General features: G+C 71.8%; 20 protein-coding genes. 10 read left to right on the top strand and 10 right to left on the bottom strand.

The genetic code is table 11. The features are described from left to right. Window positions 1-154: 154 nt before the first annotated feature. Both ACZ37P_RS16665 and ACZ37P_RS16660 read right to left on the bottom strand, forming a co-directional pair. Window positions 155-1555 (bottom strand): glycoside hydrolase family 16 protein, encoded by a 1401-nt coding sequence (locus tag ACZ37P_RS16665; RefSeq protein WP_355336956.1) that lies wholly within the window; start codon window positions 1553-1555, stop codon window positions 155-157. Window positions 1556-1928: 373 nt separating this feature from the next. Continuing rightward, window positions 1929-4298: an MMPL family transporter gene (locus tag ACZ37P_RS16660; RefSeq protein WP_467346976.1), complete on the bottom strand. Its 2370-nt coding sequence runs from the start codon at window positions 4296-4298 to the stop codon at window positions 1929-1931. Between the two features lie 220 nt (window positions 4299-4518). Between ACZ37P_RS16660 and ACZ37P_RS16655 the strand changes: the two genes are divergently transcribed. Continuing rightward, window positions 4519-5361: a TetR/AcrR family transcriptional regulator gene (locus ACZ37P_RS16655; RefSeq protein ID WP_467346974.1), complete on the top strand. Its 843-nt coding sequence runs from the start codon at window positions 4519-4521 to the stop codon at window positions 5359-5361. 66 nt (window positions 5362-5427) lie between these two features. Here ACZ37P_RS16655 and ACZ37P_RS16650 read toward each other — a convergent pair whose 3' ends face one another. Next, a complete protein-coding gene (locus ACZ37P_RS16650; RefSeq protein ID WP_467346973.1) occupies window positions 5428-6132 on the bottom strand; it encodes an alpha/beta fold hydrolase in 705 nt (234 codons plus the stop codon). Window positions 6133-6379: 247 nt separating this feature from the next. Here ACZ37P_RS16650 and ACZ37P_RS16645 point away from each other — a divergent pair, with 247 nt between their 5' ends. From ACZ37P_RS16645 to ACZ37P_RS16635, 3 genes are all read left to right on the top strand, one after another. Beyond that, window positions 6380-7636 carry a class I SAM-dependent methyltransferase gene (locus ACZ37P_RS16645; RefSeq protein ID WP_391160561.1) on the top strand — a complete coding sequence of 419 codons (1257 nt, stop codon included), beginning with the start codon at window positions 6380-6382 and terminating at the stop codon, window positions 7634-7636. Window positions 7637-7787: 151 nt separating this feature from the next. Further along, window positions 7788-8060, top strand: a complete 273-nt coding sequence (locus ACZ37P_RS16640) for a hypothetical protein (RefSeq protein WP_467346971.1) — start codon at window positions 7788-7790, stop codon at window positions 8058-8060. Between the two features lie 69 nt (window positions 8061-8129). Continuing rightward, window positions 8130-8564, top strand: a complete 435-nt coding sequence (locus ACZ37P_RS16635; protein ID WP_355336948.1) for a hypothetical protein — start codon at window positions 8130-8132, stop codon at window positions 8562-8564. On the opposite strand, the gene ACZ37P_RS16630 is transcribed toward ACZ37P_RS16635, so the two are convergent. Continuing rightward, on the bottom strand, window positions 8534-9502 hold the full coding sequence (locus ACZ37P_RS16630; RefSeq protein WP_467346970.1) for a protein kinase family protein: 969 nt from the start codon (window positions 9500-9502) through the stop codon (window positions 8534-8536). The genes ACZ37P_RS16635 and ACZ37P_RS16630 overlap by 31 nt on opposite strands. 704 nt (window positions 9503-10206) lie before the next feature. After that, window positions 10207-11253, bottom strand: a complete 1047-nt coding sequence (locus ACZ37P_RS16625) for a LacI family DNA-binding transcriptional regulator (protein WP_401715871.1) — start codon at window positions 11251-11253, stop codon at window positions 10207-10209. Between the two features lie 297 nt (window positions 11254-11550). On the opposite strand from ACZ37P_RS16625, the gene ACZ37P_RS16620 reads away from it, so the two are divergent. The 4 genes from ACZ37P_RS16620 (at window position 11551) to ACZ37P_RS16605 (ending at window position 16592) form a co-directional block, all read left to right on the top strand. Next, window positions 11551-12897, top strand: coding sequence for an ABC transporter substrate-binding protein (locus ACZ37P_RS16620; RefSeq protein WP_355336944.1), 1347 nt, complete (start codon window positions 11551-11553; stop codon window positions 12895-12897). A 167-nt stretch (window positions 12898-13064) separates the two neighbouring features. Next, complete coding sequence (locus ACZ37P_RS16615) at window positions 13065-14069, top strand: carbohydrate ABC transporter permease (protein WP_355336942.1); 1005 nt, start codon at window positions 13065-13067, stop codon at window positions 14067-14069. Window positions 14070-14073: 4 nt separating this feature from the next. Beyond that, window positions 14074-15009 carry a carbohydrate ABC transporter permease gene (locus tag ACZ37P_RS16610; protein ID WP_355336940.1) on the top strand — a complete coding sequence of 312 codons (936 nt, stop codon included), beginning with the start codon at window positions 14074-14076 and terminating at the stop codon, window positions 15007-15009. Window positions 15010-15110: 101 nt separating this feature from the next. Continuing rightward, window positions 15111-16592, top strand: coding sequence for a glycoside hydrolase family 1 protein (locus ACZ37P_RS16605; RefSeq protein WP_355336938.1), 1482 nt, complete (start codon window positions 15111-15113; stop codon window positions 16590-16592). A 117-nt stretch (window positions 16593-16709) separates the two neighbouring features. On the opposite strand, the gene ACZ37P_RS16600 is transcribed toward ACZ37P_RS16605, so the two are convergent. The 3 genes from ACZ37P_RS16600 to ACZ37P_RS16590 form a co-directional block, all read right to left on the bottom strand. Then, on the bottom strand, window positions 16710-18182 hold the full coding sequence (locus ACZ37P_RS16600; RefSeq protein ID WP_467346967.1) for a cellulose binding domain-containing protein: 1473 nt from the start codon (window positions 18180-18182) through the stop codon (window positions 16710-16712). A gap of 264 nt (window positions 18183-18446) precedes the next feature. Continuing rightward, complete coding sequence (locus tag ACZ37P_RS16595; RefSeq protein WP_355336934.1) at window positions 18447-19814, bottom strand: sensor histidine kinase; 1368 nt, start codon at window positions 19812-19814, stop codon at window positions 18447-18449. Further along, the gene (locus tag ACZ37P_RS16590) at window positions 19811-20548 is read right to left on the bottom strand and encodes a response regulator transcription factor (RefSeq protein ID WP_401304840.1); all 738 of its coding nucleotides are present in this window, start codon (window positions 20546-20548) and stop codon (window positions 19811-19813) included. Before ACZ37P_RS16590 ends, ACZ37P_RS16595 begins: the two co-directional genes overlap by 4 nt. Before the next feature lie 261 nt (window positions 20549-20809). On the opposite strand from ACZ37P_RS16590, the gene ACZ37P_RS16585 reads away from it, so the two are divergent. Continuing rightward, complete coding sequence (locus tag ACZ37P_RS16585) at window positions 20810-21352, top strand: hypothetical protein (protein ID WP_467346965.1); 543 nt, start codon at window positions 20810-20812, stop codon at window positions 21350-21352. Window positions 21353-21386: 34 nt separating this feature from the next. Here the strand turns inward: ACZ37P_RS16585 and ACZ37P_RS16580 are convergent, their stop codons facing one another. Both ACZ37P_RS16580 and ACZ37P_RS16575 read right to left on the bottom strand, forming a co-directional pair. Then, on the bottom strand, window positions 21387-22256 hold the full coding sequence (locus ACZ37P_RS16580; RefSeq protein ID WP_467346963.1) for a spermidine synthase: 870 nt from the start codon (window positions 22254-22256) through the stop codon (window positions 21387-21389). An 85-nt stretch (window positions 22257-22341) separates the two neighbouring features. Then, window positions 22342-22809: a hypothetical protein gene (locus tag ACZ37P_RS16575; RefSeq protein WP_401715727.1), complete on the bottom strand. Its 468-nt coding sequence runs from the start codon at window positions 22807-22809 to the stop codon at window positions 22342-22344. Window positions 22810-23028: 219 nt separating this feature from the next. Here ACZ37P_RS16575 and ACZ37P_RS16570 point away from each other — a divergent pair, with 219 nt between their 5' ends. After that, window positions 23029-24408: a tetratricopeptide repeat protein gene (locus ACZ37P_RS16570; RefSeq protein ID WP_467346961.1), complete on the top strand. Its 1380-nt coding sequence runs from the start codon at window positions 23029-23031 to the stop codon at window positions 24406-24408. Window positions 24409-25129 lie beyond the last annotated feature (721 nt).

Genomic DNA, 25129 nt, shown 5'->3' with positions numbered 1-25129 from the left:
GGGGGGGGGTACCTTTCCCCCCCACCACACTAAATACCCCTCCCCCCCCCCCCCCCTGCGCGCCCTCCCCCCCCCCCCCCCCCCCCCCCCCCCCCCCCGCCGAAGCAGGCCCCGCCGAAGCAGGCACAGCCGAAGCAGGCGCGCGGGCCGAGGGTCAGGACCCCTGGGTGAACGTGTAGTGCGGGGAGTCGTACTGGGGGCCGTTCTTCTCGTACGTGAACCAGTACGTGAGAACGCTGCCGGTGGAGAGGCCGTTGACGGTCTGGGTCCAGGTGCCGGAGGAGTTGGTCATGCGGAAATTCTGCTGACCCGCGCCGTTGACGAGGTAGTGGACGTCGACGTAGGCGGCCGGGGTGGTCGGGGTGAAGGAGATGCGGGCCTGCGTGGAACTGGTGGAGGTGACACCGGCGGTGTAGTCGGGCGTGGTGGTGCTGCCGCCCGTGCTGCCCGCGCTCGAACCGGAGCTGGTGCCGGAACTCGTACCGGAGCTGGTGCCGGAACTCGTACCGGAGCTGGTGCCGGAACTCGTACCCGTGCTCGTACCGGACGACGTACCGCCGTTGTTCGTGCCGCCGACCGTGCCGCTGCTGCCGCCGGTCGTCTGGTACACGGCGAACCAGTCGACGCTCATGCCCGCGCCGGAGCTGATGTCGGCGGACGGGGAGGTGCAGCCGCAGACCTTGTTGGGGTACGAGCCGCCGATGGCGACGTCGAAGATGGCGAAGAAGCCGTGGTCGACGGCGGCCTGCCAGGTGGCGACGGAGACCTGGTTCTCGTTGACGGTGTAGGTCAGATTGCCGTCGAGGTAGAAGCGGAGCTGCTCGGCGGAGGTGTTGGTGCGGTCGATGACGGCCGAGTACTTGTGGAAGCCGGTCTGGCAACCGGCGCACGGCTGGAGGTCGCTGGTGATGCCGTCGGGGTCGTGGCACTCGCCCGCCCACTGCCCGCAGTGGAAGGTGGTGGAGTGCTTACTGAGGGCGTTGACGTCCTCCATGATGTCGATCTCGCCGATGCTGGGCCAGTTGGTGGCGCTGACCGGGCGGGCGGCGGCGCCCATCGCCCAGAATGCGGGCCAATAGCCGAGCCCGCTCTGGGGGTTGGGCTGCTGGATCGAGGCGCTGATTTCGAGCTGACCGCCCGCGGGGGCCGCGAAGTCCGTGCGCTGCGTCTCGACGCGGCCCGAAGTCCAGTGCCCCGAGGCGTCCTTGACCGGCTTGATCACCATGTGGCCGGAGCCGTCCTGGTAGACGTTCTGCGTCGAGTCGGTGGAGGTCTCGATCTCGCCGGTGCCCCAGTTGCCCGCGCCGCCGGGGTAGCTCGTGCCGATGTCGTAGAGCCAGTTGGACCGGTTGAGGCCGCTGCCCGCCGCCCCGTTGAAGTCGTCGCTGAACACGGTCGTCCAGCCCGCCGCGGGTCCGGGAACGGCCGCCGACGCCGAACCGCCGGACAGCACAAGGCCGGTGATGCCGGTCACGAGGAGGAGCAGGGCGCTGAGCACGGCCGTGGGACGTCCGCTGACGAAGCGGCGGGCGGCCGATGGAGGGGATGTCGTCATGGGCAGGTGCTGCCTTTCGGTCGTGGGGGGACAGCTGCCGTGGGGGCGGGGCGCTGAGCGTGAGCCGTGGTGCGTGGTGCGTGGCCGTGGTCCGTGGTGCGTGGTGCGTGGTCCGTCCTGCTCGTGCGCGACCCGCCGCCCGTGGTGCCGTACTCGATACGCGTGATGCGGGCATGACATGTCGGGAATCCTGAGAGCGCTCTCAGAGCTGCGTGCGAATGGAGTGTCGGGCGGAACGGCGGGGGCGTCAAGGCATCGCACACAGATCCGCCGGGTGGGGGGCGGCGGCGGACGGGGCCGGGCACGCGCCACGGCCCCCGCCCGGGAAAGGGCGGAGGCCGTCACAGACATCGGGGCCGCGGGGCCCGCTCGATCACCTCTGCGAGGCGACCGGCTCGCGGTCCAGGTCGGGACCGGAGGCCGGCTCGCCCTCGCTGAGCCCGAACCGGTCGTGGAATCTGCGCAGGAAGCCCGGCGCGTACCAGGCCGATCCGCCGAGCAGGCGCATCGCGGCGGGGACGAGGACACCGCGGATGGCGACGGCGTCGATGAGGATGGCCAGTCCGCTGCCGAGGCCGAACATCTGCATGAAGCTGAGCTTGGCCGTGCCGAAAGCGAAGAAGCTCACGGCCAGCAGGCAGGCCGCCGCGGTGACGATGCGCCCGGTGTGCCCGAGGCCGTTGACGACGGCCGACTCGGTGTCCTCGCCCTGGTCGTGGAGTTCCTTGATCCGGCTGGTGACGAAGACCTCGTAGTCCATCGAGAGTCCGAAGACGATGCAGAACATCAGCACGGTCATCGACATCTCCATCGGCTGCGCGGTGAAGCCGAGCAGGGAGGAGAGATGGCCGTCCTGGAAGATCCACGTCATGACGCCGAGGGTCGCCACCAGGGTGATCGCGTTGAGCAGCAGGGCGCGCAGCGGCTGCACGACGCTGCCGGTGAACAGGAAGAGCAGGATGAAGGTGGTGAGGACGACCAGGCCGATGGCGAGCGGGAGTTGGCCGCCGATGGAGTGCCTGGTGTCGACCAGTTCGGCGTCGGTTCCGCCGACCAGCGGGTGCGTTCCGGCGGGCGGCGCGAGGTCCCGTACCGCGCCGACCAGGTCCTGGGCCGCGTCCGACCTCGGCGTCAGGGAGCTGGTCACGCTGATCCGCTGCCCGTCGGGGCGGCCGAGGTTGGCGCTGCCCGGCCCGGCGGCGGAAGCCTGCCCGTCGGCGTAGGTCCCGGTGCTGGTCTCGACCCGTACGACACCCTTGAGCTGCGACAGCCGCTGCGCGTACGACCCCAGGGGGCCCTTGTCCACGGCCTGGCCGAAGACGATCTGGAGGGCGGAGTCGTCGCTGCCGGTGAAGTCGCTCCTGAGCGTCGCGGAGACCTGGCGGCTCTCGGCGTCCTTGGGCAGCACGCGCTCGTCCGGGGTGCCGAAGACGATGCCCAGCAGGGGGCTCGCCGCCGCCAGCAGGACCACGAGCACGGGCAGCGCGGTGAGCGCGGGCCGCCGCATGGAGGTACGGGCCAGCCGCGCCCACACGGAGACGCGGGCGGTGGAGTCGGCGGAATCCGTGGAGCTGGCGGAAGTCGTGGCGCTCGCGGCGCTCGCGGAATTCACGGCCTTCGTGTCGTTCGCGGGACTCACAGCCATCGCGGCGCTCGCGGAATTGACGGCCTTCGTGTCGTTCGCGGCGCTCGCGGCCTTCATCCAGGGCATCCGCCCGCTGTTGACCCGGTGGCCCAGGACGACGAGCAGCGGCGGCATGACGAACAGCGCGCTGACGGCCGCGATGGCGACGACCCCGACGCCCGCGAAGCCGAACGAGCGCAGGAAGTACTGCGGGAAGACCAGGAGCGCGGCGAGCGCGGCGGCCACGGTCGCCGCGGAGAACGCGACGGTGCGGCCCGCGGTGTGGACGGTCCGGCGGACGGCGTCGTCCACGCTCGCGCCCGTCGCGAGCTGCTCCCTGAACCGGCTGATCATCAACAGGCCGTAGTCGATGCCCAGTCCGAGGCCGAGGGCCGTGGTGAGATTGGTCGCCGTGTTCGAGACGCTGGTGACGTCCGCGAGCAGGGACAGCTCGGCGAACGAGCCGAGGATGGCGATGACCGCGATGGCCAGCGGCAGCAGGGCGGCCACCGCGCTGCCGAAGACGAACAGCAGCAGGACGAGGGTCAGCGGGATCGCGATCAGCTCGGCCAGTTCGAGGTCCTTGACGACCTGCGTCGCCATGTCGTTGCCGACGGCGGCCACACCGCCGGCCCGGACCGTGAGCGCGTCCTTGTACGTACCGCCGAAGTGGTCGAGAAGCTTCTCGGCGTTCTTCTGCTGCTGCGTCGGGTCGCCCTTGACGTGGGCGAGCACCATGGCCTCGCGGCCGTCCTTGGACCGCAGTTCGGTGCTCCGCGTGTCCCAGTACGAGACGACGTTCGCCAGCGTCTTCTCACTCTTCAGCTCGGCCACCAGGGCCCGCCCGTTCCGCTCGGCCGCCGGGGCGTCCACGCGGCCGTCGGCGATACGGCCGTCCGCGGTGCGGACGAGCAGCACCAGATTCGTCTCGCCGCCGAATCTCTTGTCGATGAGGTCGCGTGCCCGGGTGGACTGGGAAGCTGGATCGTCGAAGCCGCCGCCCAGTAGCTTGGTGAAGGCGCCAGCACCCACGGCACCCATGACGGCCGTCGCCACGATGGCGACGATGAGTACCAGCCGGGACCGGCGGATCGCCAGTTCGGCTATGCGTTCGAACACGCGAGATCTCCTCTGCGGACTTGCGGGCCTTCTGGACGCGCGTACCGGCGCAGTCGCGGGTGTGCGGGGCCCGCGGAGCCGCGCCGTGCGGCGGATGCGACGGGAGTGACGTCGCCGTGACGAACGTAGACAGCACACAACAGACTTTGGCAGTGCGAGATTTACCTGACAGCGTTCAAATTCCGGATACACGCCAAGGAAGCCGTCGTAGGGTGGGCGCATGCCCGCCGAGGAACACCCGCCAGCGCCACCGGACGTCTCCACGCCGACACCACGGACGACACCGACAACGCCGCCGCCACCGTCGTCCCCGCCCTCCCCGCCCTCCGCGCCCGCCCCGCCCTCTCTGCGTGAACGGCGGCGCGCGGCGGCGACGCAGGAGATCCTGGACGCCGCCGAACACCTGATCGGGGAGAACGGCCCCGAGGGCCTGTCGATGCGCGCGATAGCCCGCGGCCTGGGCATGACCGTCCAGGCGCTCTACCACTACTTCCCGAGCCGGGACGCCCTCGTCACCGTGCTCGTCACCAAGGCGTACGACGACCTGACCGCCGCCGTACGTGCCGCGCTCGACCGAGCGGCGGCGGACTGGCCGGATCTGCCGCGCCTGGTGGTCGCGGCCGAGGGCTACCGCCACTGGGCCATCGCCCACCCCGAGCGGTACCAACTCCTCTACGGGACACCGCTGCGGGGGTACGCGGCCCCGCACGACGGCATCACCACCCAGGCCAACCGCCGGATGAGCGTGCTCTTCCAGCGCGAACTGTTCGACGGCTTCAGCACCGCGCAGCTCGCGGCGGCCGACGTCCCCGCGCTCTCGCCCCGGCTCCTGGCGCACCTGGACCGGCTGCCGCCGGAGGGCCCGGGAGAGCTGCCCCCGCCGGCGGTCGCTCTCCTCATGGAGGCGTGGGGCCGCCTGCACGGGCAGGTGGTCCTGGAGGTCTTCGGGCACACCTCGTTCCTCGGCGAGCACCAGGCCGAGGTCTTCCGCATGGCGATGCGGAATCTGCTCGCGGACGTCCGCCGCCGTATCCCGGCGGACGTGATGGTGCCGCAGGCGTAGGACGGACCCGCAGCGAGTGGGCCCGACACCCGCGCGGGCCCGGGGCCCACGCGCGCCCGGCAGGGATCAGGGGGCGGTCTCGGCCCCCAGGATCGCGGCGAGCTGGCGCGGCTCGGAGAACATCGGCCAGTGCCCGGTGTTCATCTCCACCAGCCGCCACCGCTTGCCGTCCAGGAGCGCGGCCACGTCGCTGTTCGGCTCCGGGCCGTCCAGAAGGCACTTGATGTACGTCGTCGGGAGGTCGGCGAGCGGGCGGGACAGCGCGGCGGGCTCGGTGAGCGAGGCAGCCGGATGCGGGGTCGCGCCCGCGACGAGCCGGGCGATCTGCTCGTCGGTCAGGCCCTGGCCCTCGAACTCCCCGGCGGCGGGCGGCGGCCAGAAGCCGTCCCCCTCGGCCAGGATCGCCTCGAATCTGGCCTGCCCCTCCCACCAGCCGGACGCGAACGACCCGCCCTCGACCGGCACTTCGGAGTCGACCAGGACCATACGGGCCAGCCGGTCGCCGATCCGCCCGGCGGCCTGGCCGACCGGAATCCCCGAGTAGCTGTGTCCGACCAGGACCACGTCCCGCAAATCGAGCCGCTCCACCTCGGCCACGATGTCCTCGACATGCGTCCGCTGCCCGGCGTCCGGCGCGGCGCCCCGCTTCTCGGCGAGCCCCGACAGCGTCAGCGGATGGACGCCGTGCCCGGCCGCCCGCAGCTCGGGCACCACCTCGTCCCACGCCCACGCGCCGAGCCACGCCCCCGCGACCAGTACGAATTCAGCCATGGCGGCAACGTATCCGAGGGGAACGACAATCCCGCCGAGGCCCGCACGCCGCCGCGCGACATCCGTGCGACAGCCGTGCGACAGCCCCCGGCAGACGGGCGGCACCCGCGCCAATCCGTACGCCGTACCGCGCCGAATACAGGGTGAGAGCCCCGACCGGCACAGCCCGGAACAGCCCGGCACAGCCCGGAACAGCACAGCGGAGCCGCCGCCTCACCGGCCGGCACCGCGGAAAGCGAGCGCGTCCATGCCCTCCGTGACACCCACCGCGGCCGACCGGCTGCGCCCCCACCTGGACCAGGCGCTCGGCGGGGAACCGCCGCTGCGGGTGCGGCTGTGGGACGGGAGCGAGCTGGGCTCGGGCGACGGACCGCTGGTGGTCGTACGGCGGCGGCGGGCGCTGCGGCGGCTGGTCTGGCAGCCCGGCGAGCTGGGCCTCGCGGAGGCGTACGTGGCCGGGGAGATCGACGTCGAGGGCGATGTCGGGGAGGCGCTGCGCACGGTGTGGGCGGCCATCCGGCAGCAGAAGCTGCGGCCCGCCCGGCTGTCGGCGGCCGACCGGGCGCGCGCGCTGGCGGCGGCGGTACGGATCGGCGCGATCGGGCCGCGCCCCGCGCCGCCCGGGGCTCCGGCGCGGCTGAGCGGACGCCTGCACAGCAAGGACCGCGACCGGGCGGCGATCCACCACCACTACGACCTGTCGAACGACTTCTACGCGCTGCTGCTCGACGAGACGATGGCGTACTCCTGCGGTTGGTGGACCAGCGACGCCCCCGACTACACGTCCGCCGACGCGCAGCGCGACAAACTCGACCTGATCTGCACGCGGTTGGGGCTCGGGCCCGAGGCCCGGCTGCTCGACATCGGCTGCGGCTGGGGCTCGTTGACCCTGCACGCCGCCGAGCGGTACGGCGCCCGCGTCACCGCCGTCACCCTCGCGGCCGAGCAAGCGGCGTACGTACGACAGGAGGTGAAGGCGCGCGGGCTCAGCGACCTGGTCGACGTGGAGTGCCGCGACTACCGCGACATCCGGGGCGGCGGCTACGACGCCGTGGCCACCATCGAGATGGGCGAGCACGTCGGCGACGCCGAGTACCCGGCCTTCGCCGCGGCCCTGCACGACCGGCTCAGGCCGGGCGGCCGGGTGATGGTCCAGCAGATGTCACGCGGCCGGAACGCGCCGGGCGGCGGCGCCTTCATCGAGACCTACATCGCCGCCGACATGCACATGCGCCCGCTCGGCGAGACCGTCGGCCTGCTCGAACAGGCCGGTCTCGAAGTGCGGTCCGTCACCGCGATGCGCGAGCACTACGTCCGCACCATCCTGGCCTGGCACCGCACGCTGGAGGACCGCTGGGCCGAATTCGTCGCCCTCGTCGGCGAGGAGACCGCCCGCGTGTGGCGGCTCTACCTCATCGGCAGCGCCCTGTCCTTCGGAGAGAACCGCATGGGCGTCGACCAGATCCTCGCCTGCCGCCCGCCCGCGCCCGAGGACGCGGCCTGAACCGAGACCGGCGAACGCGGTCCGGAAACGTCTCCGGGAGCGTGTTCCTGAACGTATTCGGTGCACGGCGGGCCTCACCCACGCACTGGCGCACGGCCTGCGGACGGGCGAGGCGGACGGCGACCGCGACGGGCTGATCACGCTCGGCGAGTTGTACGCGTACGTACGCGACCGGGTGCGGGAGGTCGCCGACGTCCACGGAGAACTCCTCATCGCCCGGTGCGACCGCCCCGCCGTGTCCTCCGGCCACCGCCAGGAGCACCCTCACCACCACCTCGCCGTACCGGAGTGGGAGCTGCCCGACGTCCCGGACGCAGCCGTCCCCGCCCCACGTGGTGCTGTCGTCACCCTCCCGCGCCGCGCCGGGAGTGCCGGTGTGGCGCCGCCCGTGGCGGCGGTGAACGGCGTCGGCAGCGCGTTCTGAGAGCGCGTACGAGGGCCCGCGTTCAAGAAACGTACGCGCCTCGGCGGCCCGAGGTCGTAGCCTCCGTTCATGGCCGAGATCTGGGATGAACAGGAGCTGATCGGCGAGGGATTCGAGCGGGTCTTTGCCGAATTGGACCGATACGACGCCCCGATTTTCGGCCTCGCCGAGGTCGAAGGGGAGCCGCACTACTTCCGGCTCGTGTACGAGGACACCTACGCCGTGTGGCCCGTCGGCGCCGCCCAACTCGCCCTGGAGCGCGAGCGGTGGGCCCTCTTCGCGGCCTGGCACGCCCGCTACGAGGCCGGTACGGCCGAGCCCGACACCCACCCCGGCACGGGCGGCGTCGACGCCCGTTACGACGAACTCACCGCGCTGCTCCTCCCCCACCGCGACACCCCCGCCGAGCCGCGCGTCCTGACCGCCCAGTGGCGCTCCACCCCCGGCCCCCGCTACCGCCCCGACGGCGTCGACTACCGCGTCAGATGGCGGCCCGCCGACTGAACCGGATACGGCGTCTCCCGGCTCTCCGTCCGCAACGCCCTGTGCCACTCCCCCATCTCCTCGGCCAACTGCCCGTGCCGGGCCAGCACCGGAGCCGGGACCTTCCCCGTATTGCGCTCCAGCCAGCGCACCAAGTGCGTACGGATGTAATCGCGGTCGTACGTCCGGTGCCGCTCGTAGAACTCGGCCTCCGCCGAGGACAGTTCGAACCTGGTCGACACCGCCAGGCCGTAGTCCGCGAAGTACAGGCGGTGGCCGTCGGTCAGGATATTCTCGAAGTGCGCGTCGAAATGCAGCAGTTCACGGTCGTTCATGAAATCCGCGCCGTCCAGCAGCTCGCGCTCGATCCACTCGCAGACGCGTTCCGTCGTCTCCTCGTCCGCCTCCGCGAGACGGTTCCGCAGCCAATTCTGCAAATTCTGCGGGATGTACTCCATGAAGACCACCGCGCTCGCCGTCGCGTCCCGCACACCCTCGATGCGGCGCCTCATTCCGGGGCTGCCGCCCCAGTACGCCACCGCCGCCTCCACATCGGCCAGCTCCTTCGGCAGGGGCCTTCTCGTGCTCGGCAGCACCCGCCAGTGATACGTCATGGGGAAGCCGTCGTGCTCTCCCGCCAGGACCCAGTTCGTCGTCATGGCATGGACGGCCAGTTCGCGCCAGGCGCCGAAGCCGGGGGTGGCGATGCCGTAGTGGCAGAACGCCGGGAGGTCGAATACGTTCGCCGTCGAGTGGGTGTTCTGCGGGCGCCTTTCGAGGTCGGTGAGGCGGATCTCCTTCACGAAGACGGGGGTTCCCGCGAGGAGCACCTTTGAGGTGTGTCCGCCGATGCCTTCTCCGAGGGGTTCACCCCTTTCCACGAGCTCGCGCAGTTCCGCGTCACTTCTCAGCGCCAGCTCTGTCGCCACTTCCCCGTAAACCGCCGTCCGCTTCTTCACGTCCTGTCCTTCCCTCCGTCCTGTCTTTCCCACCCGCCCACCCCTGCGGGTGCTTTCTTCGTCTGCGGGTGCCGCTTGTGCCTGGGTCGGTGCCGGTCCGGGGCACCTCCTCGGGCGACGAACGTGCACCCACTTCGAAAACGTCCAGCCCCTTTCCGTTCGTCCCCCTGCGGGGGCACCCCGCACCGTCCCCTCCTCGCCCGTCGGCGTCCGCCTGTCCGCTGTGGCTGGGGGGGGAGGGGGTGGGTGGGGTGCGGGCCCTGCGCCGCCCAACCCTCCGGCGGGGTGGGCGCAAGGGGGTGGGTGGGACCCGAGCCACCCGACGTCCAGCCGGGGTGGGCGGATGAGGTAGGTGGGGGTGCGGGTACTGGGGGGGTTGGCAGGGGCTTCGTTGGGCTCTTGGAGGAAGGGCCCGAGCATTCCGACTCACCGGGAGGGGGCACCGGCGCAGGGCGGCTCGCCGAAAAGGCCCCCTACCCTCCCCGGCCACCCCCACCGGCAGGCGGACGCCGACGAGCGAGGAGGGGACGGGCCGGGGTGCCCCCGCAGAAATGCGGTGACAAGAAGGGTGCCGAATAAGCAAAGGCCAGGTAGCCGCATTTCGAGGAGGTGCCCCGGACCGGCACCGACCAGGCACAAGCGGCACCCGCAGACGACAAAGCACCCGCACGGGTGGGCGGGCGGGAAAGACAAGACAACGAGCCCTAAACAGAGTCGCGTTGAATGAGCTCAGTGGCCAGAACGACATGGCGTCGCACCGAATCCCGCTCAGCGATCTCCTCCAGAAGCACCCGCGCCATCGTGCGCCCCATCTCCTCCGTCGGCTGCCGAACACTGGTGAGCGCCGGATCCATGTGCCGCGCGATGGCCGAGTCCTCGAAACCGACGAGCGCGACGTCAGTCGGCACAATCCGCCCCGACTCGCGCAGCACCTGCCGCGCGCCGGCCGCCATGAGGTCGGAGGCGGCGAAAACGGCGTCGATGTCCGGCCGCCGCGCGAGCAGCTCGCGCATGGCCCGCCGCCCGCCCTCCTCGGTGAAGTCGCCCCGGGCGACAAGCTCCGAGTCCGAGGAGCCCCCCGAGGAACCCCCGGCGGAAATCCCCGCCGCCTCCACGGCCTGCCGATACCCGTCGAGGCGACAGCGGGCCACGTACATGTCCGGCGGCCCGGTGATCGTCGCGACCGCCCGCCGCCCGCGGGCGAAGAGGTGGGCGACGGCGGCACGCGCGCCGCCGACGTTGTCGGCGTCCACGTACGAGACGGATTCCAGGTCACTGCGCCGCCCGTTCAGAACGGCGGGCATGTCGAGCTGTTCGAGAAGGTCGGGCAGCGGATCGTCCTCGTGGACGGAGACCAGCAGGACGCCGTCCACGCGGTGCGCGGCCAGGTACTGGCCGAAACGGGCCCGCTCCTTGGGCGTACGGATCAGCGTGAGCAGGAGCTGCATGTCGGTGTCGGCCAGCTCCGCCCCGATCCCCCGGATGATGTCGGAGAAGTACGGCTCGGCGAAGAGCCGCGTCTCCGGCTCGGGGATGACCAGAGCGATCGCGTCGGTGCGATTTCCGGCCAGCGCGCGGGCCGCGCGGTTGGGCACGTACCCCAGTTCGGCGATGGCGGCCTCGACCGCGGCCTTCGCGCGGTCGCTGACCCGCGGCGACCCGTTGATGACGCGCGAGACCGTGCCGCGTCCCACCCCGGCGCGTACAGCCACCTCTTCCAGGGTGGGCCGTCCGCTGTGCCGCCCGTTCATGGCCACTTCCGCCTCCTGTGCTCCACTGTCGCGCCACCTTAGCGCCCGGCCCGCTCTGGACAGCAGGATCTCTTGAGAGCGCTCCCACGCTGTGTTCACCGTACCCGCCCCGCGGCGTCCGATCCGTTCAAGAAGTGACCATCGGTCCGGTCCGGACACGTTCCGGCAACGAAATCGACTTCACATCTTGACACTGACCCCTCCGAGGCCGGATTGTTCCGGCAAGCTTAGTGGGAGCGCTCCCACACCCTCACTCGCACCACCGCACGCCAGACCCACCCTGACAAGGAGAGTGGAATGCGCACTTCCGGCAGAACCCGCAAGGCCGCAGTCATCGCGGTCGCGGGTCTCGCGACCTGCGCGACCCTGATCACCGGATGCAGCAGCGACAGCAAGAGCAAGGACTCGGGCAACGGGAGCACCGCCTCCTCGACCGAGAAGATCACGCTGCACGTCGGTGACTTCGGATCGTTCGGCTACGACGACAAGACGGGCGCGGCCCTCTTCTCCGAGTACCACAAGCTGCACCCCAACATCACGATCGTCGAGGACAACGTCGCCGACGGGCAGCAGTACTGGGACGCCCTGAAGCTCCACCTCTCCCAGGGCAGCGGCCTCTCCGACATCCAGGCCATCGAGATCGGCTACATCGCCGAGGCCACCGGCCCGACGCTGGCGTCGAAGTTCGTGGACCTGGGCAAGGCCAAGGGCGTCAACGTCGGCGACTGGCTGGACTACAAGGAGAAGCAGGCCACCACCACCGACGGTTCGGTGATCGGCCTGGGCACCGACATCGGCCCGATGGCGGTCTGCTACCGCAAGGACCTCTTCAAGGCCGCGGGTCTGCCCGACGACCGCGAGGCGGTCGCGGCCAAGTGGGCCGGTGACTGGTCGAAGTTCCTGGCCGTCGGCAAGGAGTTCAAGGCGAATGCGCCCTCGGGTGTGGCCTTCACCGACTCCGGCAGCGGCCTGTTCAACGCGGTGGTCTCCAGCCAGACCACGCAGTACTCCGACGCGTCCGGCAAGCTGATCTACGACACCAGCCCCGGTGTGAAGACGGCGTGGGACCTGGCGACCGAGGCCGTCAAGGACGGACTGACCGACAAGCTGCGGCAGTTCGACGCCAACACCTGGAACGCGGCGTTCAAGAACTCCAAGTTCGCGACCGTGGCCTGCCCGAGCTGGATGATCGGCATCATCAAGGACTCGGCCGGCCCCGCCAACCAGGGCAAGTGGGACATCGCCGCGCCGCCGCAGGCCGGCAACTGGGGCGGTTCGTTCCTGTCGGTGCCCAAGGCCGGCAAGCACATAGCGGAGGCGACCGCGCTGGCCGCCTGGCTGACCGCGCCCGCCCAGCAGGCGAAGGTCTTCGCGAAGAACGGCAACATCCCGTCGACCAAGGCGGGTCTCGCCGACCCGGCCGTGCAGAACGCGACGAACCCGTACTTCGGTGACACCCCCGTCGGCAAGATCTACTCGGCCACCGCGGAGAGCATCCAGCCCGCGCCCATCGGCCAGTACGACGGTCAGGTGAAGACCTTCATCACCGACAACGGAATCCTCGACATGGAGCAGCACGGCACCTCGGCCGACAAGGCGTGGTCGAACGTGAAGGCGCTGGTCAAGGACAAGATCGACCAGTAGCGCGGACGGGGCCGCCCGGCAGTGTCTCCCACCTGCCGGGCGGCCCGCACCTCTCCCCGCACCTCGAACCGCCCCCGCAGCCGCGGCCGGACCACCCCGGACGACCGCGGCCCTCCTCCAGTCACCGCACAACCCTCGCCCGAACCCCTACGGGAAGGACGCCACTCGTGGCCACCTCCGTCAGGGCGACGTCCGACGGCAGTCCTCCGTCGTCCCGGCCCGCCGCCCCCCGCTCGCCCGGCAAGGGCGCCCACCGCCCCCCGGGCTGGCGTTCCAGGCTGTACCGGCTGGACACCAAGGCGTCGCCGTACGCGTACATCGCCCCGTTCTTCATCTGCTTCGCGGCCTTCGGCCTCTTTCCGCTGATCTACACCGGCTACCTCTCCTTCAACCAGGTACAGCTCGGCGGCGACGCCAGTTGGGTCGGTTTCCGGAACTACACCCGCCTGTGGGACAGCGAGTTCTTCTGGAACGCGCTGCGCAACACCTTCTCGCTCGCGGTGATCTCGACCGTGCCGCAGCTCCTGATGGCGCTCGGCCTCGCGCACCTGCTGAACTTCAAGCTCAGGGCGCGCGGCTTCTTCCGGGTCGCGGTGCTCGCGCCGTACGCCACCTCGATCGCGGCGGCGTCGCTGGTCTTCGTCCAGCTCTTCAATCCCGACTACGGGATGGTCAACCAGATCCTCGCCCACTTCGGGGTGCACAACCTCGACTGGCAGTCGTCCAAGTGGCCCGCGCAGATCGCCATTTCGGCGATCGTGACCTGGCGCTGGACCGGCTACAACGCGCTGATCTACCTGGCCGCGATGCAGGCCGTGCCGTCCGACCTGTACGAGGCGGCGGCGCTCGACGGGGCCTCGCGCTGGCGGCAGTTCATCAGCGTCACGATCCCCTCGATCCGGCCGACGATTCTCTTCACCATCGTGGTCTCGACGATCGGCGCCACACAGCTCTTCGGTGAGCCGCTGATCTACGGCGGCGGAGTCGGCGTCAGCGGCGGCTCCGCGCATCAGTACCAGACGCTGAGCCTCTACATGTACGAGAAGGGCTGGGCGACCGGCGCGCTGGGCCAGGCCTCCGCCGTGGCCTGGGTGATGCTGCTGATCCTGCTGCTCATCGGCGCCGTCCAACTGTTGATCGTGCGGGCCAACCGCCGGAAGCTCGGGGGCTGACCTCATGGCACAGACAACCGAAACGCAAGCGTTCGGGGCCGCGCCGTCGCGGCGGTCCGCCGCCGTACCGCCGCCCAAGCCCCCGCGTCGCCGGTTCCTGCGCAGGAGCGGGGCGGGCAAGCAGGAGCACGCGGGCCCGGTCGCGTACGTGATTCTCGTCGTCGCGGCGCTGATCTCGCTGTTCCCGCTGTACTGGACGGTGGTGGCGGCGTCGCGCACGGACGCCGAGATCGTCACGCCGCCGATGCCGCTGCTGCCCGGCAGCCATCTGATCGACAACCTGCACATCGTGTGGGACCAGGTCGACATGGGCAAAGCGCTGATCAACTCCACGATCGTGGCGGGCTTCGTGTCGTTCAGCACAGTGATGTTCGCGACGCTCGCCGGATTCGCCTTCGCCAAGCTCCAGTTCCGCGGCCGTAACGCGCTGCTGATGCTGGTGGTCGCGACGATGACGATCCCGCCGCAGCTCAGCGTGATCCCGCTCTACCAGATCATCACCAACCTGGGCTGGGTCGGGCACATCCAGTCCGTCATCCTGCCGTCGCTGGTGGCCGCCTTCGGCGTGTTCTTCATGCGGCAGTTCCTGTCCGAGGCGCTGCCGATCGAACTGGTCGAGGCGGCGCGGGTGGACGGCGCGCACAGCCTGCGGATCATCTGGCACGTGGTGTTCCCGGTGGCGCGGCCCGCGATGGCCGTGCTGGGAATGCTGGTGTTCGTGCAGTCGTGGAACGACTTCTTCTGGCCGTTCATCGCGCTCAACCAGCAGAACCCGACGGTTCAGGTCGCGCTGGCCGGTCTGGGTTCCGGTGACCACACCATCGACCACTCGATCGTGGTGACGGGCGCGCTGGTCGCCACGCTGCCGCTGCTGCTGGTCTTCGCGGTCCTCGGCAAGCACATCGTCGGCGGCATCACGGCAGGTGCCGTCAAGAGCTGAACCCTTCGTGAACTCCCCCGTGCCTCCCCTGAACTCCCCCTGAGCAGCGTCCTGTTGGCCCCCTCCCCCGCTTACCCCTGATTCCCCTGGAGTCCCCCGTTATGACCGCTGTCCGCTCCGAGAGCGCCGAGAGCGCCAATGTCTCGGCCTCGCTCCGCTTTCCCCCCGGCTTCGTCTGGGGGGCGGCCACCGCCGCCTACCAGATCGAGGGCGCCGCGGCCGAGGACGGCCGCACCCCTTCGATCTGGGACACCTTCAGCCACACGCCCGGCCGCGTCCACAACGGGGACACGGGTGACATCGCGGCCGACCACTACCACCGCTTCCGCGACGACGTCGCGCTCATGTCCGACCTGGGCCTGGGCGCGTACCGGTTCTCCGTCTCCTGGTCGCGCGTGCAGCCGACCGGGCGCGGCCCGGCCGTCCAGCGCGGCCTCGACTTCTACCGCTCGCTCACCGACGAGCTGCTCGACCGCGGCATCACGCCGGTGGCCACCCTCTACCACTGGGACCTCCCGCAGGATCTGGAGGACGTCGGCGGCTGGACGGTACGCGACACCGCCGAGCGGTTCGCCGACTACGCGGCGCTGGTGGCCGGCGCGATCGGCGACCGGGTGCCGTACTGGACGACCCTCAACGAGCCCTGGTGCTCGGCCTTCCTCGGCTACGGCTCCGGCGTGCACGCGCCGGGCCGCACCGAGCCGGAGTCGGCGCTGCGGGCCGTCCACCACCTCAACCTCGCGCACGGCAAGGCGATCGGGGCCCTGCGCTCCGCGCTGCCCGCCGCCGCGCAGACCTCGATCACCCTCAATCTGCACCAGATCCGCCCGCTGACCACCTCACCGGGCGACCTCGACGCGGCCCGCCGGATCGACGCGGTCGGCAACCGGGTCTTCCTCGGCCCGATCCTCGGCGGCGACTACCCGGCCGATCTCCTCGCGGACACCGCCCACTTGGTGGACTGGGAGTCGCTGGTACGGGAGGGCGACCTCGCGGAGATCTCCCGGCCGATCGACCTGCTGGGCATCAACTACTACACGCCGACGCTGGTTTCGGACGGCAAGCAGCGCGCCGACGGACCCGACGTGCCCCGCAACGACGGGCACGGCGCCAGCGACCACTCGCCGTGGCCCGGCTCCGAGCACGTCGCCTTCCACCTGCCGCCCGGCGAGACCACCGCGATGCGCTGGGCGGTGGACGCCACCGGTCTGTACGACCTGATCCACCGGGTGGCGCGCGAGCACCCGGGGCTGCCGATGATGGTCACCGAGAACGGCGCCGCCTACGACGACTACATCTCGCCCGAGGGCACGGTCAACGACCCGGAGCGGATCGCGTATCTGCGCAGCCACCTGGCGGCGATCCACCGCACGATCGCCGACGGCGTGGACGTACGCGGCTACTTCCTGTGGTCGCTGATGGACAACTTCGAGTGGGCGTACGGCTACAGCAAGCGGTTCGGCGCGGTCTACGTCGACTTCGGCACACAGCGCCGCATCCCCAAGCAGAGCGCCCACTGGTACGCGGCCGTCGCCCGCGAGAACGTCCTTCAGGGAGTCGCGGAGGAGGACGGGGCTTCCTGAGGGAACGGAAAAGGAGCGGTACGGACAGCTCGAGGGTGCTGTCCGTACCGCTCCGCGCTCCTCTCCCGTGGGGGTGGGAGAGGCACGGTTCAGGGGGCGTCCACAGGTGACGTGCCGTCAGCCGGTGTACGCGGCGAACGCCTTGGAGAAGGCGCCCGCGCTCTGCACGATCGAGCTGCACGAGGCGTCGGCCCAGCTCTGCGCGCCGCCCGCGCACTGCTTGTCGCGGGTCGCGGACCACATCGACAGCCACGCCAGGCCCTTGGACTTGGCGAAGGCCACCAACTGCGTGGCGTCCTCGACGGTGAAGATCTCGGTGGCGACGTCGTTGACGCCGATCATCGGCGTCACCGCGATCTTCTTCCACGCGGCGGCGTCGGAGATCCCGAGCACGCTCTTGACCTGCGCCTGGGTGGCGGTCGCGCCGTCGATCGCGTACTGGCCCATGTCGCCGCTGAACGAGGAACCGTAGTCCATCGCCATGATGTTGACGGCGTGGATGTCCACCCCGTTGCTCTTGGCGTTGCTCAGCAGATTGATGCCGTCCTGCGTGAGCCCGGTCGGCATCGCGGGCAGCGTGTACGAGACCTCAAGTCCGCTGTGGCTCTTCTGGAGTTGGGCGATGGCCTGCGCGCGGCGGGTGTTGGCCGCGGTGTCCGGCAGCGCGCCGCCCTCCACGTCGAAGTCGACCTTCGTGAGCTTGAACTGGTCGATGGCCTTGCCGTACGCCGCCGCCAGGTCCGACGCCGAGGAGCACGCCGAGGCCAGTTCCGTACCGTTGGCGCCGCCGAACGATACGCGTACGTCGCCGCCGGCCGCCCGCAGCGCGCCGATCTGCGCGGCCACCGCGTCACCGCCCAGGTCGGTGACGCCGCCCCACTTGGGGACGCAGCCGCCGCCGGACACGAGGAAGGCGAGGTTGAACTCCTTGACGCCGTTGGCCTTCGACGCGGCGACGAGGTCGTACGCCGGGTAGAGGGAGGTGTCGACGTAGGGGGCGAAGCCGCTGGACGCCGTGGTGCCGCCGCCCGAGGTCGGGGTCGGGGTGGCGGTGGGCGTCGGGCTCTGGGTGGGGGTCTGCGTGGGCTTCTGGGTCGGGGTCGCCGTGGGGGTCGCGGTCTGCGTCGGGTGGCCCGTCGGGGTCTGCGTGGGGCCGTCGGAGACCGAGCACTTCGCGTTGTTGATCAGGCAGTTGACGGGGTCGCCCGCCGCGCCGGACGCGCTCGTCACGAAGCCGACGTCGACTTTGCCGCCGGGGGCGATCGTGCCGTTCCAGCTCTCCGCGGTGACGGTGACCGTCTGGCCCGACACCTGGTAACTGCCGTTCCACAGCGAGCTGATCTTCGTTCCCGCAGGCAGGTCGAACTTCAGCGTCCAGCCGGTGAGGGCGCTGCTCGCGGAGTTCGTGATCTCGTACTGGCCGGTGTAACCGCCGTCCCACCCGCTGGTCTTGGAGTACACCGCCCCGACCGACGCGGCACTCGCCGATCCCGCCAGTGCGAAGGCGCCTCCGGCTACGGCGGCGACGGCGGTGAGGCCGCCTATCAGTTGGACCTTCCGGCTGGGGCGACGGCGGTGCGTTGTTGCCATGTTCGAGCCTGCCTCTTGGGGGTTGGGGGTTGGGGGGAGGGGGACGCGTTGGCACGCTAGCGCGCGGAGAGGGGACAAATTGGCTGGTCCGGGCTGCGGACGGGGTTCTTATGGCGCGCTTAAGGCGGCGCAAGGGAGCCGTTAAAGGTGGGGCCTCATCGCCGGCGGGGCTCGTCGCCCCCAGCCAGCGCGGGGAGGCGCCCCCACAGACGCCGGACGGGCTGAATCCTGGCTTCCGGCACACGCGCCGGGCGCGCCGCGGGCTCAGCGGTGGCGGTTGAGGGGGGTGCGGCGGTGGGTGGGGTGGGGGGTGGTGGTGTGGGGGGAGAGGGCGAGCCAGAGGCGGATCTCGGCGCCGCCGAGGACGCTGCGGCCGACGGCGAGGTCGCCGCCGGTGGATTCGGCGACGCGGCGGACGATGTCGAGGCCGAGGCCGGTGGAGCCCTGGCCGCCCGCGCCGTGGCCGCGGCGCAGGGCGGCGGCCGGGTCGGCGACGCCGGGTCCGGCGTCGGAGACGAGGACGATGACGGCGTCGTCGCCGCGGTGGACGTCGACGGCGAAGGCGGTGCCCTCCGGGGTGTGGCGGAAGACGTTGCCGAGCATGGCGTCGAGGGCGGCGGCCAGTTCGGCGCGGGCGACGGGGACCCGTACCGGCCGGTCGGCCCCCGCGGAGCGGACCTCGCGGCCCTCGTCCTCGGCGAGCGCGGACCAGAAGGCCATCCGTTCGCGGATGACCTCGGCGGCGTCGCACCCGGCGGCGCCGGTCGCGGTGTGGGCGCCGCGCTGTTCGCGGGCGGCGCGGATGATCTGGTCGACCTCGCGTTCGAGCTGGGCGACGGCCGCGCGGGTCTGGTCGGCGGCCGGACCTTCGCCGAGGGACGCGGTGTTGAGCCGCAGCACGGTGAGCGGGGTGCGCAGCCGGTGCGAGAGATCGGCCGCCAACTCCCTTTCGCTGGCGAGGAGTTCGACCACCTGGTCGGCCATGGCGTTGAACGCAGCGGCGGCGGACCGCAGTTCGCTGGGACCGGCCTCGGGAACCCGTACCGCCAGGTCGCCTTCGCCGAGGCGCTGCGCGGCGCCCGCGAGCCGGGCGGCGGGGCGGACCATGCGGGTGCCGAGCCGGTCGGCGATGGCGACCGAGCCGACGATCAGGCCGATTCCGACGGCGGCCAGCACCAGCCAGGCGGTGGGGACACCGCGGTTGATGTCGTCGTCGGGCACGAACACCTCGACGACCGCGACCGTCCCCGAGCTGACGGCGGTCGGCTGGAGCAGCGCGTATCCGCCGGGGACGCGTACGGTCGCGGCCTCGCCGTACGCCGAGGCGGTGTGCAGCGCGGCGTCGGTGGCGTGCGGGGTGCCGATGCCGACGGCCGGGGACTGCGCGGTGGCCGGGATGCGCAGCGCGATCCGGGACTCGGCGCCCGCCTGGGTGCTGGCGATGGCGCGTTCCAGCTCACCCCGGTCGGTGGTGATGGCCAGGGCGGGGCCGATCGCGGCGGCCTGGCGTTCGGCGTTGGTGAGCGCGCGGTCGCGGGCCAGTTCCTTGACGACCAGGCCGAGCGGTACGGCGAAGGCGATGACGACCATCGCCGTCACCGCCAGGCTCACCTTGATCAGCGCCCATCTCATGACGGCGGCACCGCGGGGGCGGGCGCTATCGCGGTGGGCGGCAGGGCGGCGGGCGGTTCGAGTTTGACGCCGACGCCGCGCAGGGTGTGCAGATAGCGCGGACTGGCCGCGGTCTCACCGAGCTTGCGGCGCAGCCACGACAGATGGACGTCGATGGTCTGGTCGTCGCCGTACGACTGCTGCCAGACCTCGGCGAGCAGTTCGCGGCGGGCGACGACGACGCCGGGCCGGGCGGCGAGGAAGGCCAGCAGGTCGAATTCGCGGCGGGTCAGGTCGAGGACGGCGCCGTCCAGGACCGCTTGGCGGCGGCGTACGTCGATGTGCAGGCCGCCGACGTGGATCAGGGCGTCCGCGGTGGGCGCGGCGGACCGGCTGCGGGCGCGCCGCAGGACGGCGGAGAGCCGCGCCGACAGGTGCTCGACGGAGAACGGCTTGATCAGGTAGTCGTCGGCCCCGGCGTTGAGCAGGCGTACGACCTCGGCCTCGTCGTCCCGCGCGGTCGCGATGATCACCGGTACGTCGCTGAGGCCGCGCAGCATCTTCAGCGCCTCGGACCCGTCGAGGTCGGGCAGTCCGAGGTCGAGGATGACCACGTCGAAGCCGACCTGCGCGACCTCCCGCAACGCCTCAAGAGCCGTCCCCACGCTGCGTACCGTGTGGGACGCCTCGGTGAGGTGCCGAATGAGGGCGGACCGCACGAACTGGTCGTCCTCGACCACGAGCACACTTGCCATGCGCCGCAACCTAGCCCATCCGGGGGACCGGGCACCGGCCCGCCCGACGATCCGAGGTGCGTACGGGGTGCGGACGGGGGTGCGTAAAGGGGCGCATCGGACGCGCGGCGGGGCGGGCGGTCTCGCGGACGGGGGTGCTTCGGCCAGCCGCTGGGCCCACTGCCGAATCCGGTGCAGAACCCGGCGTTGAGCCGGACGCTGAGCCGGACGCTGAGCCGGGCGTTCCGGTACGTGTTCCGGGCGGCGGGCGGGTGCGGCAGTATGGCGCGCGTGCACAGAGGACTGTTCCATGTCGGCGCCTGGGCGCTGGCGACCGCGGCGGCCGTGACCTTGTCGTGGTTCGGCGTGCACTCGGTGCTGCGTACGGCGTACGACCCGCCGCGCGCCCTGCCGATCTCGGACGGGGACCCGCCGGTCGTGTCCTCCACGCACCGCCCGAAGCCGACGCCGCCCGCGACGCCGACCGCCACGCACACCAGGGCGACCGCCCCGCCCCCGGTCACCGGCAAGGCCAAGGTGCCGCCGAAGACGCCGCCGGGCACGCCGAAGGCGACCGCCACGGCGAGCGTCGACACCGGCCATGTGCACAGCTACACCGTGGAGGGCGGCCGGGTCGCCCTCGACCTGGGCCCCGACTCGGCGTCGCTGGTCTCCGCGACGCCCAATCCGGGCTGGCAGATGCAGGTCTGGACGCAGGACGGCTGGCTGCGGGTGACCTTCACCGAGACCTCCGGCAGCGGCTCGTCCTCCGTCTTCTGCACCTGGAACGGCCACGCGCCGACGGTCCAGGCCTTCGAGGACTGACGCCCGGCCCGCCGCTACGGGGCAGGCCGCGGGCTTACGTGAAGACGCCGGGCGGTGGCGCCGGGGAGTCGGCGGCCGTGGCGTCCGTGACGACGGGCGCGCCGCCCGCGAAGTCCGCAAGCTCGCGGCCGTGTTCGACCCGGCCGGGGTGCGGGTCGGTGGCGACCCTGCGGGTCAGTTCGGCGACCGGCAGCGTGTGGTCGGCGGCGTAGAGGATGAGATTGCCGAATCTCTTGCCGCGCAGCACGGCGGGGTCCGCGGCCAGGCAGACCTCGGCGAAGGCGGCCCGTACGGTGGCGATCTGCGCGCGCAGGAAGTCCAGCCGCCCGCCGTCTGCGAGGTTGGCGGCGTAGTGCCCGTCGGGCCGCAGCACCCGGCGGACCTCGGTGAGGAACTCGGCGCTGGTGAGGTGGGCGGGGGTGCGGGCGCCGCCGAAGACGTCGGCGATGACCAGGTCGGCCCAGCCGTCGGGCAGTTTGGCCAGGCCCGCGCGGGCGTCGCCGCCGCGTACCTTGATCCGCCAGCCACGGTCCCAGGGCAGTTCGGCCCGGACCAACTCGACCAGCGCGGTGTCCAGTTCCACGACCTGCTGGGTGGAGCGCGGCCGGGTGTGCGCGGTGTAGCGGGCCAGCGTCAGGGCACCCCCGCCCAGGTGCAGGACCTGCAACGGGCGGCCGGGCGGCGCGGCCAGGTCGATCAGGTGGCCGAGCCTGCGCTGGTAGGAGAAGTCCAGGTGCGCGGGGTCCGCGAGGTCCACATGCGACTGCGGGGCGCCGTCGATCAGCAGCGTCCAGCCGCCGGGGCGCGCCCGGTCGGGCACGAGCGCGGCGAGTCCGCCGCCCACCTGTGCCTCGACCGTGTCCGGGGTACGCGCCCTGCCGCCGCTCTGCCGCTTGCCTGCCATCCCCCGATTATCGGGGACGGCCGGCGGCCGGGCGGGTCAGGGGCGGGGAGGCCGGAGGGGCCGTGCGTGAGCCGCTGGACAGGCCCTAGCGGTACCCCGGGGTCGCGTCCGCGGTCCGCAGGACCGACTCGGCCGGGCGGTGGTGGTCCGCGGACGGGCAGAAGCCGTCGGCCAGCTCGATGGTGCGGGCCGCCATGCCGAGGGCCGCGCGCAGTACGGCCGGGTCGGTGACGACCGTGTCGGTGTGCGGCGGCACCAGCCAGCCGGTGTCCTCGACGGGCGGCTCGTCACCGATGACCAGACCGCGGCCGTCGGTGCTGGTACACGAGCTGCCGGGGACGTCCCAGCAGTCCGCGGTGCCGGGCGGGACGAGGAAGCCGAGGCTGTGCCCGGAGTTGTCGTGCAGTACGGGACCGACTCCGCTGCTCAGCCGCAGGATGTCGACCGCTTCCAGACCCTGCCTGGTCGGCACGGTGACCAGGTCGCACGGCGGCGGCAGTTGGCTGCTCTCCGTGCTCGGACCCGACGTGTGTGACCCGCTGGTGTCCAACAAGGCAACTCTCCTCACGCTCACGATGGGATCGGCACCACACCCGTATCAACGCGCCCCGGCGTCAACGGCTACGCGTGAATGACGCCGTAAGGGGTGGCGTTTCATGGCGGATAGCGCGTGAGATATCCGTTTTGTAGGCAAATTGAGTATTTCGCGGGCCCGATTCCCCGGTACGGTCGTCCCCGCCGCCGAGCGGCACCGTCCGTCCGGGAGTCCGTCATGACGTCGTTCCCCCTGCCCCCTCTCCCCCGCGCCACCGGGTCGTCCGCCGCCGCGTCCGCTTCCCCGTACACGCCCAACACCGCCTTCCGTCAGTTGCGCGGCGACCGGTCGCCGGGCGAATTCGCGGCGGCGGTACGGCGCGCCGCCCGCGAGATCGGCGAGCACGTGAGCTGCGACGCGCGGTACATCGGGCGGCTGGAGAGCGGGGAGATCCGCTGCCCCAACTACGCCTACCAGCGGGTCTTCCGCCATCTGTTCCCCGACCTGACCTCGGCGGACATGGGCTTCGCACCCCGCCGGGCGGTACGGGGCCGCGCCCGCCGCTCCCCCGAGTCCGGCGCCGCCGGTCCGCCCGCCCTCTCCGTCCTGCCCTCCCCCACCGGCCCCACCGGCCCCACCGGCCCTTCCGGCCCCACGGCTTCCGCCGGCCTTCCCGATCCGACGTACGAGGAGAGCGACGTGCTGCGTCGCGCATTCATGACCGGCGGCTCCGCCGCCCTCGCCAGCACGCTGGTGCCCGCGCAGGGCGGCCGGGACCGAGGCCGTACGACCGGCCGCGCCGGTTCCTCCGAGGTACGCGCCGTCCACGAGTCCGTCCGGCAGATCCGGCTGCACGACGACCGGCACGGCGCCGACGGCCTCTACGACGACGCCGGGGACGCCCTGCGCACGGCCTACCGGCTCCTGGACGAGAGCAGCCACGGGCCCGCCGTCGCCGCCGGGCTCGCCTCCGGCGCCGGTGAACTGGCCATCTCCGTCGGCTGGTTGGCCCACGACTCCGGGCGGCTCACCGAGGCCCGCTCGTACTACGCCGAGGCGCTGGCCACCGCCCGGATGGCCGGGGACTCCGCCCTGGAGGCCCACGCCTTCTGCAACACCGCCTTCCTCGCCCGCGACGCCGGGCGCCCCCGCGAGGCCGTCCGCGCCGCCCAGGCCGCCCAGCTCCTCGCCCGCTTCTTCGGCTCCCCCCGGCTGCTCTCCCTGCTCGCCCTGCGCGAGGCCGGGGGGCGCGCCGGGCTCGGCGACCGGCGCGGCTGCGAACTCGCCCTATCCCGCGCCCACTCCCTCTTCGCCTCCGGCCCGCGCGACGCCGACCCCGCCTGGATGACGTTCTTCGGCGAAGCCGAACTCTCCGGCCTCGCCGCCCAGGCATGGTCCGCCCTCGGCGCCCACTCCCGCGCCGCTGCCGCCGCCCGCGAGGCCGTCCGCCTCCAGGACCCGCACTTCACCCGGAACATCGCCCTGTACGAGGCCGAACTCGCCCTCAATCTGGCCGCGTCCGGCCAGCCCGAGGAGGCCCAGGCGGCACGCTCGCGCGCGCTGCGCCTCCTCGGACAGGTCCGCTCCTCCCGCATCCGCGCGATGCTGGTGGCGTAGCACGCGGCACCTCAGCGGACCCGGTCGTAGACGAGGGACAGCGTCCCGTGCTCGCCTGCCGCCCTCCTGGCCGCTAGCCCTCTTGCCCTTTGTCTTTGCCCGCCCGCCCACCCGTGCGGGTGCTTTCTTCGTCTGCGGGTGCCGCCTGTGCCTGGGTCGGTGCCGGTCCGGGGCACCTCCTCGAAATGCGGCTACCTGGCCCCGCGTATCCGGCACCCTCCCTGTCACCGCATTTCTGCGGGGGCACCCCGGCCCGTCCCCTCCCGGTCCGTCGGCGTCCGACGGTCCGGTGGGGGTTGCCGGGAGGGGGATTCTTTCGGCGGGCCGCCCTGCGCCGGTGCCCCCTCCCAGCAAGCCGCAAGACCTCGGCCCTCCCCCAAGCACCCAACTCCACCCCTGCCCACCCCGCCAGACCGTCGCCTCCCCCAGGCCCCGCCCCCCTCGCCCACCCGGCCGGACGGTAAGGCGCGCAGGGCCCGGGCTCTCACCCACCCCCCTTCGCCCACCCCGCCGGAAGGTCGGGGCGCACAGGGGCCGGGCTCCCACCCACCCCCTCCACCACCACCACAGCGGACCGTCAGCCGCCGACGTACCGGGAGGGGACGGGCCGGGGTGCCCCCGCAGAAATACGTTGACGGCCGGGTACCGGATTCGCAAAGGCCAGGTGGTACGGATTTCGAGGAGGTGCCCCGGACCGGCACCGACCAGGCACAAGCGGCAC

This window comes from Streptomyces sp. NPDC024632, from assembly GCF_055559175.1.
This window is presented reverse-complemented; position numbering and strand designations above follow the sequence as displayed.